Here is a 14058-nt window from a genome sequence, read left to right on the forward strand (position 1 = left end):
AAAGAGTCTTCCCCCGAAGCCCGCAATTCGAGAGCTTTCTGCCCATGCCCGAGATCGACGCCGCGAGCGCCCGCATCCTCACCCTGCTGCAGGAGGACGGGCGGATGACCAATGCCCGCCTCGCCGACACGCTCGGGATGAGCGAGACCCCGTGCTGGCGGCGGCTCAAGCGGCTCGAGGAAAGCGGCGTCATCGAGGGCTACCAAGCCAACCTGAATCGGCGGAAGCTGGGGCTCGGCGTCATGGCCTTCGTGCAGCTGCGCTGCTCCGAGCACGATCAGACGGCCACCGCCGAGTTTCAGCGCCTCGTCGAGACCACGCCGAACATCCTAGCCTGCCACAACACCACCGGCGCCGACGATTTCCTGCTGATCGTGGTCGCCCGAGATCTCGACGATTACAGCGGCTTCGTCGATGGCACGTTGCGGCGGCTGCCGGGGGTCACGAGCATCCGCTCGAACCTGTCGCTGAAGGAGATGAAGGCTTCGAGCAAGCTGCCGGTGTTGTCCCCCTCTTGAAAGCGCGGGCCGTAGCGTTCGCTTTGCATCCGCCGCCAAGCCCCGCCATAGCTGCGCCATCCCGCGGGCAAAGGCCCGACGCCTGCAAGGAGAAGCCCGGATGACCATCCGTCCCGACCGCCCTTTGGGGGTCATACCGCCGCAAACTCTCGCCAGCCACTCGGGGCTCGACCTGTTTGCCAAGATGATCGCCGGAGATCTGCCCTCCCCGCCGGTCTGTGCGGTGTCGAACCAGTGGATCACCGCCGTGGAGAAAGGCCGTGTCACCTGGACCTGCTCGCCGCCACCGAACTTCATCAACCCGATGGGTGGCGTGCATGGCGGCTGGGCGATGACAGTGCTCGACAGCACACTGGCCTGCGCAGTGCATTCCGGGCTGCCGGCGGGCCGCGGCTATACCACCGTCGAGGTCAAGACCAACCTCACCCGAGCGCCGAAGGTGGGCGAGACCTATACCTGTGTGGGCGAGCTCATCACCCTCGGCCGCAGCATCGGCACCTCCGAGGCCAAGCTGATCGACGCCGAGGGCCGCGTGGTCGCCTTCGGCACCACCACCTGCCTTATCATGGAGCTGCCGGGGTGACGCGCAGCCCCGCTCGCGCCTGGATCCTGCAACGCCCCGCCCCCCCCCGCCCTTCTTTTCTTGGCGCAGATCCCGGGAACAGGGCAGCAACCGGGCTGTCTTCGGCAGAGTCGTGCCAGCGAGAAAGACGATATCAGGTGGACCACAGATCGTGCAGGCTTGCCCCCAATCGTTGAAAATCCACCCAATTGTTGACAAACCTGCGGCGCATTGCGCCTCTGCCCCCGCCAAGCTTGTGCGGTTTTTCCGCCAGTATTATAGATTGATCCGACACCTCAAAAATTTCTCAAGGTGGCACTGGCGACTCGCTTGCTCCTTAATTTCGACAATTCTTGTTCGCGAAAGTAACCCATTTCATGTCCACGTCCTCGTCGAGCTATCGCCCTGAAATCGATGGAATGCGCGCGATCGCCGTAAGCGCGGTGATCCTTTACCACCTCAAGATCCAGACCTCCGAAGGCACGTTTCTTCCCGGTGGCTTCCTGGGTGTGGACCTGTTCTTCGTTCTCTCGGGCTTTCTGATCAGCGGCATCATGCTGGATGAGTTCAGCCGCACCGGCGGCATCAGCGTGAAGCAGTTCTACCTGCGCCGCGCACGGCGAATCCTGCCGGCCCTGCTGCTTGTCATGCTCGCCAGCCTGCCCGTCGCGTGGTTTCTTCTGCTACCCAGCGAGCTCGACCGGTTTTCGCTGTCGCTCGTCGCGGCACTCGGCTTCGTGAGCAATGGCTTCTGGTTCTTCGAACTCAGTGAGTATGGCGCGCAATCGGGACTGCTCCAGCCGTTCCTGCACACCTGGAGCCTCGCGATCGAGGAACAGTTCTACCTTCTGTTTCCGCCCTTCCTGATCCTGCTGCTGCCCCGCGTGAAGATGAGGCCCCTGCTCTGGATCCTCGTGGCGATGACCATCGCAGGGTTCGCGGTCGCCGCCATCACCACGGTGCTGCACCCGGCCTTTTCGTTCTACACGCCGACAAGCCGGGCATGGGAGATGCTCGCAGGGGCTGTCCTGGCGGTTCTGGTGCGCGAAATCGGCCCGGCCACCCGCTGGCGGATCTCGCGGGTCATTCCGGCAGTGTCGCTCGTGGTGCTGATCGGCGCCTTCGTCACCCAGGATCTGGTCAGCATGCAGCATCCCGGCCTCGGAACGGTGCCCGTCATTCTTGCGACCTGCGGCCTGATCTGGTGCGCCGAACGGAACGAGCCGGTGACGCGCCTGCTCTCGCTCTCCCCCTTGGTCTGGGTCGGCAAGCTGTCCTACTCGCTCTATCTCTGGCATTTCCCGATCTTCGCCTTCGGACGGATCATGTCGATCGACAAGCCGACGCCAACCGAGATGATCGCCTGGACCGCGCTGACCTTCGCGCTCTCGGCGATCGGGTACTACCTCGTCGAGCGGCCCTTCCGGTTCCAGGTGCCCTGGCGGCCCTTCGCGCTCAGCGCCGCCGCGGCGCTGGTGCCTGTCGCCGCGATCACGATCTTCAGCGTGACAACGGACGGCTCGCAATCGGGCCGCACGCAAGCGCTCGCAAAGCTCTATGGTCCGGCGGAGAGCGACAACGCCACCCTCGCTGCGGCGAGCTGGCAGCTGCTGAACAAGCGCTTCCCCGATGAAGAGATCGGGGCATGGAACGCGCTGAGGCCTTCTGAGTCGGGCAGCAAGGAGTTGTGGTTCGAGAGCGCAGGATCGGCGAACGTGCTGATCATCGGCGACAGTCTGTCGAAGGATGTCTACAACGCGCTGACGCTCAATGCCGAGCGTTTCCCGAATTATGAATTCGCCCGCTTCAATCTTCACCGAAGCAGTCTCGACGAAGATCTGAGCCTCCTGCGCGATACGCCGAACTTCGAGGCCGCCGACGTGATCATGGTCGCGCCGAACTACTATCGTGAGTTCCGCACCGCCCTACAGACCATCCTCGAGGCGGTGAACCACGATGGCAAAACGGTTCTGGTGCTCGGGAATACCGCCAAGTTCGACGCCGGCGGACCGCGCCCGCTGTTCGACTGGTTCCTGATGAAGACACAGGAGACCTCGGCGCTCACCGAGCTGAATGCCCTTGCCACGCAGTATGAAGACCGTCGCGCCCAGGATCAGAACAGCGCGATCCGCGAAATCGCCGAGGCCGCCGGGGCAACCTACCTGTCGCGCCGCCGACTGGTCTGCCCCGACGAGGCAAGCTGCACGCTGGTGACCAAGACGGGCCGAAAGACGATGTACGACGATCTTCACTGGACGCTGGAAGGCGCCGCCCTCTTCGGTCAACGCGCCGCCTCGGCTGGCTGGCTGCGCGAGATAGAGGCGCGCGCCATCAACGACTGAGCCCGGAGCATCGCGGGGCCGCACGCCCGGCCCCGTCGCATCGCATCGTCCGCTGCGCCGCATCCAAATAGAGCCCCCGGGCATCGGGTCGCAGCCGTCCAGCCTTCGAAATGTGACGACGTGTTGTCCGACGGTGTCCTGCTGCCCACCGGGGCCGGCCGCGGGTCATCAGCTTGCCGCAGCGATCCATCGGTCACAGCGCGAAGCGGGCGCCAGCACCAGGCCGGAAAACCACCACAGCGTGATACATGATGTCCCAGAGCAACCATAATGCGTCAACTGGCGCCACATTGTTGACAAGATTGACCTTGATCGAATCACGCTAATCACGAAAACTCTACCGAAATTTCTTCATTTTTTATCGCGCCATTTCGACTGCGAGGTTTATTTCGATGCCCATTTTCACCGGCACGTCCAACGACGACACCCTTCCCGGCTCCAACAGCGACGACACCATCAACGGTCTCGCCGGAAATGACATCATCAACGCTCTGGATGGCAACGACTCGGTCGAAGCAGGCGCCGGGAACGACTCCGTCGAGGGCGACGCCGGAAATGACACGCTGATCGGCGATTCCGGGGTCGACATCCTGCATGGCGGCGATGGCGACGACAGCATCGATGGCGGCACCGAGGGAGACACGCTCTACGGGGATGACGGCAACGACACCATCCTCGGCGGCGACGGCAACGATTACTCCTACGACAGCAACCGCGACAGCGGCGACGACAGCATCGACATGGGCGCGGGGGATGACACCGTCTACGACGCCGAGGGCAACAACACGGTCCTCGGCGGCGACGGCAACGACCGGCTCTGGTACGTCTCGGGCGAGAGCATCGACGGTGGCACGGGCGATGACTCCATCCGCTACTACAACTATCACAACGACGCCGTGAACGCCCGCAACGTCACCGTCGAGGGCGGCGATGGCAACGACACGATCCAGGACAGCGGCAGCTACGACTACAACAACGGCAACCTGAGCTATGACCTGCGCGGCGGGGCCGGCAACGACATCGTGCGCGGCTCAAGCTACGGCGACACCATCGACGGTGGCGCCGACGACGACTCGCTGGCCGGCAATAGTGGCAACGACAGCATGACCGGCGGCACCGGCGACGACACGCTGTCGGGCGGCAATGACGACGACACGCTCGAGGGCGAGGCCGGAGACGATATCCTTCAGGGCGACCGAGGCGATGATCTCCTCGACGGCGGCTCGGGCGGCGAGACCAACGGCGACGTCGCTCAGTTCACCGGGGTACGGGCGAACTACCTCATTCTCGACAATGGCGGCGGCACGTTGCGGGTGGTCGACCGCGCCGGCACCTATGGCGACGACACGGTCTCGAATGTCGAGACCCTGCGCTTCTCGGACGGCGATATCGCGGTCTCCGGACTGGCCCTGGGCGCCGCCAGCGCCGGCACCGCCGGCGGGGACAGCCTCGACGGCACCTCGGGCGACGATTCCATCGACGGTCTCGCAGGCGACGACACGATCAACGGGCTGGGCGGCAACGACTCCCTGAACGGCGACGCAGATGCTGACTCGATCTCCGGCGGCGATGGCTCGGATATCGTCAACGGCGGCGACGGCGACGACACGCTCGAAGGCGACGCGGGCACGGACTCCCTGTTCGGCGGCGCAGGCGATGACAGTGTCGTCGGCGGCACCGAGGACGACACACTCTATGGCGACGACGGCAACGACACGCTAGAAGGCGGCGACGGCAACGACTACTCCTACGACAGCACGCGTGATACAGGCGATGACAGCATCGACATGGGTGCCGGCGACGACACCGTCTACGACGCCGAGGGAAACAACACGATCCTCGGCGGCGACGGCAATGACCGCTTGTGGTACGTCTCGGGCGAGAGCATCGACGGTGGCACGGGCGATGACTCGATCCGCTACTACAACTATCACAACGATGCCGTGAACGCCCGCAACGTCACCATCGAGGGCGGCGATGGCAACGATACGATCCAGGACAGCGGCAGCTACGACTACAACAACGGCAACCTGAGCTACGACCTGCGTGGCGGGGCCGGCAACGACACCGTGCGCGGCTCAAGCTACGGCGACACCATCGACGGTGGCGCAGACGACGACTCTCTAGCCGGCAATAGTGGCAACGACAGCATGACCGGCGGCACCGGCAACGACTCGATGTCGGGCGGCAATGACGACGACACGCTCGAGGGCGGCGATGGTGACGACACGCTGCGCGGTGACAACGGCAACGACTCGCTGCTCGGTGGCGCCGGGCTCGACGCGCTCTATGGCGGCAACGGCGACGACACCATCGACGGCGGCACCCCCGGCGGCGGCGGCGACATCGCATACTTCAACTCCGCCCGCGCGGGCTTTACCATCACCACCGGTGCGCTCGGCGAGGCGACGGTGGTCGGGGAAGGCACCGACATCATCACCGGCGTCTCGATCCTGCGCTTCACCGATCAGGACGTTGTGATCGGCACGAATCCGGGCACCAACTTCACCGGCACCAGCGGCGCTGACACCTTCGAAGGCGGTGAGGGCGACGATACCGCCACGGGCCTTGGCGGCAACGACACGTTCAACGGCAACGGCGGCAATGACTCGCTGCTGGGCGGCGCGGATTCGGATGAGCTCGGCGGTGGCCTCGGGAACGACTTCCTCAGCGGCGGCACCGAGAATGACACGCTCTACGGCGACGATGGCGACGACACGCTCGAAGGCGGCGACGGCGACGATTACTCCTACAACAGCGGTCGCGACAGCGGCGATGACAGCATAGACATGGGCGCGGGCGACGACACCGTCTATGACGCCGACGGCAACAACACGGTCCTCGGCGGCGATGGCAACGACCGTCTCTGGTACGTCTCGGGCGAGAGCATCGACGGTGGCACGGGCGATGACTCGATCCGCTATTACAACTACCACAACGATGCCGTGAACGCCCGCAACGTCACCGTCGAGGGCGGCGATGGCAACGACACCATCCAGGATCACGGCAGCTACGACTACAACAACGGCAACCTGAGCTACGACCTGCGTGGTGGGGCCGGCAACGACACCGTGCGCGGCTCAAGCTACGGCGACACCATCGACGGCGGTGCCGATGACGACTCTCTGGCCGGGAACAATGGCAACGACAGCATGACCGGCGGCACCGGCAACGACTCGATGTCTGGCGGCACGGGCGACGATACGCTCGAAGGCGGGGATGGTGACGACACGCTCGTGGGCGATCAGGGCAATGACAGCCTCGACGGCGGCTCCGGCGGGGAAACCTCCGGTGACGTTGCACAGTTCTCCGGAGACCGGTCCAACTACCTCATCCTCGACAATGGCGGCGGCACCCTCAGGGTCGTCGACCGCACCGGAACCTACGGCGACGACACGGTCTCGAATGTCGAGACCCTGCGTTTCGGCGATGGCGATGTCGCCGTGTCGGGCCTGACGCTCGGAACCATCGTAACCGGCACACCCGGCGCCGACAGCCTCGACGGCACCGCCGGCGACGACTCCATCGATGCGCTGGCCGGCGATGACACCGTGAACGGTCTCGCGGGCAACGACTCGATCAATGGCGACGAGGATGCGGACTCGATCTCCGGCGGAGACGGAGCCGATATCGTCAACGGCGACGACGGCGACGACACGCTCGAAGGCGACGCGGGCACGGACTCACTTTTCGGCGGCGCGGGCGATGACAGTGTCGTCGGGGGCAGCGACGACGACACGCTCTATGGCGACGATGGCAACGACACGCTCGAGGGCGGCGACGGCAACGATTACTCCTACGACGGCAACCGCGACAGCGGCGACGACAGCATCGACATGGGCGCCGGTGACGACACCATCCTGGACCAGGAGGGCAACAACACCGTCCTCGGCGGCGACGGCAATGACCGCTTGTGGTACGTCTCGGGCGAGAGCATCGACGGTGGCACCGGCGATGACTCGATCCGCTATTACAACTACCACAACGATGCCGTGAACGCCCGCAACGTGACCGTCGAGGGCGGCGATGGCAACGACACCATCCAGGATCACGGCAGCTACGACTACAACAACGGCAACCTGAGCTACGACCTGCGTGGTGGGGCCGGCAACGACACCGTGCGCGGCTCAAGCTACGGCGACACCATCGACGGCGGTGCCGATGACGACTCTCTGGCCGGGAACAACGGGGACGATACGATCTTCGGCGGCACGGGCGACGACTCGCTCGAGGGCAACAACGGCAACGACTCCCTGCTCGGCGGTGATGGGGACGACATCTTCCACCAGAACGCCTATAGCGGCACCGGCGACGACACCATCGACGGCGGCGCCGACAACTCCGGCTCGGGCAGCGATGGCGACGTGGCAGTCTACCGAGGCAATCGCGGCGACTACTCCATCGTCGGCACCGCGACCGGCCTTCAGGTCATCAACCTGACGGGCAACGGCGACGGCACCGACGTGGTCTACAATGTCGAGCGCCTGCGCTTTGCCGATGGCGACGTCGTGGTGGCCAACGGGCTGACCGGATCGCTGGTCACCGGCTCGCCGGGCGATGACAGCCTCGTCGGCACGATCCTCAACGACACCATCGAAGGCTATGCCGGCAACGACACCATCGTGGCGCTGGCCGGCGAGGACGATATCGACGCCGGTGACGGCGACGATACGATCGAGGCCGGAGAGCAGAACGACACCGTCGACGCAGGCGCAGGCGACGACACCATCCGCGGCGGCGGCGGCGATGACAGCATCGACGGCGGCACCGGGACCGACACTGCGGTGTTCTCTGGCGATCTAGCGGATTATACGATCACCGGAGACGGCTCAGCCTCGACGGTGACGGGGCCTGACGGCACCGACGTGCTGACCAATGTCCGTGTGCTGCAGTTCGACGACCAGAGCTACGCCTTCAACAATGCGCCGCAGCCGGTCAGCGACAGCGTCGCCACCAATGAAGACTCCTTCATCGACATCCCGCTGGCCGATCTGCTGATCAACGACAGCGATCCCGACGGCGACCCTTTGTCGATCACCGGCGTGCAGAACGCGACCAATGGCACATTGCAGCTCTTCGCCAGTTTCGTGCGCTTCACCCCGGCGAGCAACTTCAACGGCACCGCCAATTTCGAGGTGATCGTCAGCGACGGGTTCGAGACCGCCACCTCGACGGTGACGGTCGCGGTGGCGGCGGTCAACGACCTCCCGACGGTCGCCAACGACAGCGCGACGACCAACGAGGACACGGCGGTCAACATCGACGTGCTGGCCAATGACAGCGATGTCGAGGACGGCACCGCCCTCACCGTGACCGCCGTCGGCACCACCGGCGCCGGCGTGGCGGTGATCGAGAGCGACAACACCGTCACCTTCACCCCCAACGCCGATTTCAATGGCGCCGCGAGCTTCAGCTACACCGTCGAGGACAGCGACGGCGGCTCGCGCAGTGGCACCGTATTCGTCACTGTCAGCCCGGTGAATGACGCTCCCGTCGCCACCGACGACAGCGGCTCGACCGCCGCCGCGACCCCGGTGAGCGTCGACGTGCTGGCCAATGACAGCGACGTCGACGGCGATCCGGTGCTGCTCGACAGCGTCGGAACGGCCTCGAACGGAACCGTGAGCATCGACGATATGGGCACGCCCGGAGATGCCAGCGACGACCGCGTCGTCTACACGCCCGATGGCGGCTTCTCGGGAAGCGACAGCTTCACCTACACGATCAGCGACGGCAATGGCGGGACAGACACCGCAACCGTGACCGTGTCTGTGTCCGGCCCGTCGAACAGCGCCCCGGTCGCCGGGGACGACAGCGTCAACCGCAACGAGGACAGCGGCACGCAGAACATCGACGTAACCGGCAATGACAGCGACCCCGACGGCGACAGCCTGACCTACTCGCTGGTCTCGGGCGTCAGCAACGGCACACTTACCCCGGTCTCGAACGGCGTCTGGGCCTATGCCCCGCAGACCAACTTCAACGGAACCGACAGCTTCACCTACGAGGTGTCCGACGGCAACGGCGGCACCGATCAGGCCACCGTCACCATCACGGTTGCCCCTGTGAACGACGATCCCGTCGCGATCGACGATGCGGTTGTCACCACCGAGGACAACGCGGTCAATGTCGCAGTGCTGACCAATGACAGCGATGTCGATGGCGACACGCTCAGCGTGGCCTCGGCCACCAATGGCAGCAACGGCACCACCACCGTCGAGGCCGACGGCACCATCACCTACACCCCCGACGCCGATTTCAACGGCACCGACAGCTTCACCTACACGGTGAGCGACGGCAATGGCGGCACCGACACGGCGGCTGTGGCGGTCACGGTCAGCCCGGTCAACGATGCCCCCGACGCCATAGACGACGTCGCCGCCACAAGCGTCGACACGGCGGTGAATATCGGCGTTCTGGGCAATGACGGCGACGTGGACGGCGACACGCTCAGCGTGGCCTCGGCAACGAATGGCAGCAACGGCTCCACCACCGTCGAGGCCGACGGCACCATCACCTACACCCCGAATGCCAGCTTCACTGGCTCCGACAGCTTCACCTACACGGTGAGCGACGGCAATGGCGGCACGGACACCGCGACGGTCGATGTCAGCGTCTCGGCGCCGGCGGATATCGTCTCGACCTTCGACACGGACCTGGAAGGCTGGACCGTCACCGGCGACGTCACCGGCCTGCAATGGGTCGCCTCGGGCGGCAACCCCGACGGCCATATCGAGGCCACGGACCTCGCGACCGGGCCCTACTGGTACTGGGTCGCCCCAGCCGCCTATCTTGGCGATCGGAGCGCCTATTCCGGCGGCACGCTGAGCTTCGACCTGCGCAGCACCGGCAGCGGAGGGGCCGCGAACGGCGCCGGCGACCTGGTCCTGAGCGGGGCCGGCCTGACGCTGGTGCTCGACATTGGCGCCGCTGACGGCAACTGGGGCAGCTTCAGCGCCTTCATGGACACCCGCTCCGACTGGCGGTTGAACTCCGAGAGCGGCAGCGTGGCGACACAGGCGCAGATCGACGCCGTCATGGCGGACTTGCAGAGCCTTCAGATCCGCGGCGAATACCTCAATGGCGTCGATGTCGGCAGCCTGGACAACGTTGTCCTGGCTCTGCCAGCGCCCAATTCCGCGCCCGTGGCAGGGAACGATCTCTACAGCGTCAGCGAGGATACCAACGGATCGGCCAATGCCGCCCTTGGCGTGCTGCAAAACGACAGCGACGCAGATGGCGATCCGCTCACCGTCTCGCTGGTCTCGGATGTCAGCAACGGAACACTGACGCTCAACTCCGACGGCAGCTTCAGCTATCGGGGCAATGCCGACTTCAACGGTACCGACAGCTTCACCTACGAGGTGTCGGACGGTCGTGGCGGCACCGATCAGGCGACGGCGCAGATCACTGTCTTTCCGGTGAACGACGATCCGGTCGCGGTGGACGATGCCGTGGTGACCGCAGAGGACAACGCGGTCAACGTCGCGGTGCTGTCCAATGACAGCGACGTGGATGGCGACACGCTCAGCGTGGCCTCGGCCACCAATGGCAGCAACGGCACCACAACCGTCGAGGCCGATGGCACCATCACCTACACCCCCGACGCCAATTTCAACGGAACCGACAGCTTCACCTATACGATCAGCGACGGCAATGGCGGCACCGACACCGCCGCGGTCGCTGTGACCGTGACCTCGGTAAACAACGCCCCGGTTGCGGTGGACGATGCCGTGGTGACCGCAGAGGACAACGCGGTCAACGTCGCGGTGCTGTCCAATGACAGCGACGTGGATGGCGACACGCTCAGCGTGGCCTCGGCCACCAATGGCAGCAACGGCACCACAACCGTCGAGGCCGATGGCACCATCACCTACACCCCCGACGCCAATTTCAACGGCACCGACAGCTTCACCTATACGATCAGCGACGGCAATGGCGGCACCGACACCGCCGCGGTCGCTGTGACCGTGACCTCGGTCGATGATGCGCCGGTGGCGGTCGATGACAGCTATTCCACCGGTTTCGAGACCGTGCTCAACGTTCCCGCGGCAGGTGTGCTCGACAACGACTTCGACATCGACGGCGATCCGCTGATCCTCGCGACCTTCGCGCAGGCGACGAACGGCTTCGCGTTGCTGTTCGCCGACGGCAGCTTCACCTACACGCCCGACGCCGGGTTCTCCGGCCTCGACAGTTTCGAGTATGATCTCGCTGACGGCCAAGGCGGGATCGTCACCGCGACGGTCGAAATCACCGTGGCGGGCCCGGTCTCGAGCTTCTCGATCGGCGACATCACCGTCGACGAGGGCGCGGGCACTGCGACCTTCACCGTCACACGCAGCGGCAATACCAGCGTGGAGAGCGATGTCCTGACCGTGGGCTTCGCCGATGGCAGCGCGACGGACCCGGCGGACTACACTGCTGGCCTGTTCCTGCCCTTCACCTTCGCCGCGGGCCAGACCACTACGACGATCTCGACCGGCATCGTCGACGATGCCATCGTCGAGGGTGACGAGAGCTTCTTCCTGCAGCTGCGTGACGCCAACACGACGGCGCTGCTGGCCTCGGGTCAGGCGACGATCACCGACAACGATGTGGCCAATTCCCCGCCCGACGCGGTCGATGATGCTGCCGGTGTCTTCGAGGACACCACGCTTACCGGATCGGTGGCCGGCAACGACAGCGACCCGGACGGCGACAGCCTGACCTACGCGCTGGTCAGCGACGTCTCGAACGGCAGCCTGACGCTGCAGTCCGACGGCACGATCTCCTATACCCCGGATGCCGACTACAACGGGCCGGACAGCTTCACCTACGAGGCGTCGGACGGCAATGGCGGCACCGATCAAGCGACGGTCAGCCTTAATGTCATCGCCGTGAACGATGCGCCGGTCGCGGTCGACGATACAGGCTCGGTCTCCGAGGACGGCCCGGCGGCCAATCTCGGCTCGCCGCTGTTGAACGATACCGACGTGGATCTCGATACGATCTCCATCATTGCGTTTGCCGGGGTCGCCAGCACCGACGCGGGCTTCTTCGACACGCCGGTGCTGCTGCCCTCAGGGGCCACGGTGACGCTGAACAGCGCGACGGGCGAGTTCAGCTACGACCCGAACGGCGCCTTCGAAGATCTCGCGGTGGGGGCGTCCACCACGGACAGCTTCACCTACACGATCAGCGACGGCAACGGCGGCACCGACACGGCCACTGTCACCGTCACCATCGACGGGGCAAATGACGCCCCGGTCTATGGCGACTTCGGCGTTACCACGAACGAGGATACCGGCGTGGTAGTGCCCTTCGAGACCGCTACCGACGTGGATGGCGACAGCCTGACCTACAGCGTGCAGACCGGCCCGACCAACGGGACGGCGACGTTCAACGCCCTGGGCGAGCTGATCTACACCCCCGCTCCCGACTTTTTCGGCAGCGACAGCTTCACGCTGCTCGTAGATGACGGAAATGGCGGGACGGACACAGCGGTGGTCAATGTCACGGTCGATCCGGTCAACGACGCCCCGATCGCCGTTGACGACAGCGAGTTCACGGTGGCCGGCGCGCCGATGGGCATCGACGTCCTCGACAACGACAGCGATCCGGATGGCGATACGCTCTACATCGACAGTGTCACCCAGGGCAGCAACGGCACCGTAACCACCGATGACAACCTGACGCCGGGCGATCCCAGCGACGATACGGTCGTCTACACCCCCGATGCCGGCTTCACCGGAACCGACAGCTTCACCTACACCATTCGCGACGGCAACGGCGGCACCGCCACCGCGACCGTGACGATGGACGTCAATGCAACGGCAACGGGCGGCGTCGATGTCTCTGGCGGCAGCGGCAGCGACGGTCTGACCGGCAGCGACGGCGACGACACAATCAACGGCTTCGGCGGAGACGACATCATCTTCGGCGGCGACGGAGACGACGACGTCAAGGGCGGCTCCGGAGAGGACTCGGTCAAGGGCAATGACGGCGACGACCGCATCCTCGCCGGCGCGGGCGACGACACCGTGATCGGCGGTGCTGGCGACGACACCCTCGCTGGTGGCGGCGGCAACGACCTGCTCAATGGCAATGTCGGCAACGACAAGCTGCTCGGCGGCACCGGCGATGATAGCCTCTTCGGCGGCGCTGGCGACGATACCGCGTCCGGTGGAACCGGGGCCGATGTCGTGAGAGGCAACGCCGGCAACGACCTGCTGCGCGGCAATGGCGGCAACGACACCATCTTCGGTGGCGATGACGACGACATCGTCCTGGGCGGTTCCGGCGACGACCTCATCAAGGGTCAATCCGGCGAAGACCGCCTGTTCGGCAATGCCGGGAACGACACCATCATCGGCGGCGACGGCAACGACACGATCTTTGGCGGCGCTGGCGACGACTTGCTCGTCGGCGGGTTCGGAAGCGATGAGTTCCGCTTCAAGTCGGGAAGCACCGGAGCCTCGCGGATCTCCGACTTCGATATGGCTCAGGACCAGATCAACGCGGGCGGCGTCGCGCTCGCCAGCGTCGTCGCGGTCGGCTCGGATGCGCTGGTCACGCTCGACAATGGCGGCACCATCCTGTTCTCGGGGCTCACGGTGCTCGAGGTCGAGTCGCTGTTCTGATCATCGAGGCGGGC

Annotated in this window: 4 protein-coding genes; all 4 read left to right on the top strand. The window is 65.3% G+C overall.

The annotated features are described in order from the left end of the window. The first annotated feature begins 44 nt into the window (after nt 1–44). The 4 genes from R2601_RS21080 (at nt 45) to R2601_RS26405 (ending at nt 14044) form a co-directional block, all read left to right on the top strand. Entirely contained in the window at nt 45–518 is a 474-nt protein-coding gene (locus R2601_RS21080; protein ID WP_040545705.1) for an Lrp/AsnC family transcriptional regulator, read from the top strand. 100 nt (nt 519–618) lie between these two features. Next, nucleotides 619–1101 carry a PaaI family thioesterase gene (locus tag R2601_RS21085; protein WP_040545706.1) on the top strand — a complete coding sequence of 161 codons (483 nt, stop codon included), beginning with the start codon at nt 619–621 and terminating at the stop codon, nt 1099–1101. A 356-nt stretch (nt 1102–1457) separates the two neighbouring features. Beyond that, complete coding sequence (locus R2601_RS25670) at nt 1458–3422, top strand: acyltransferase family protein (protein ID WP_083793991.1); 1965 nt, start codon at nt 1458–1460, stop codon at nt 3420–3422. A gap of 392 nt (nt 3423–3814) precedes the next feature. Then, on the top strand, nt 3815–14044 hold the full coding sequence (locus R2601_RS26405) for an Ig-like domain-containing protein (protein ID WP_007802483.1): 10230 nt from the start codon (nt 3815–3817) through the stop codon (nt 14042–14044). Nucleotides 14045–14058: the final 14 nt, after the last annotated feature.

The sequence above is a fragment of the Salipiger bermudensis HTCC2601 genome, from assembly GCF_000153725.1.
In the GTDB taxonomy this organism is placed as follows: Bacteria; Pseudomonadota; Alphaproteobacteria; order Rhodobacterales; family Rhodobacteraceae; genus Salipiger; species Salipiger bermudensis.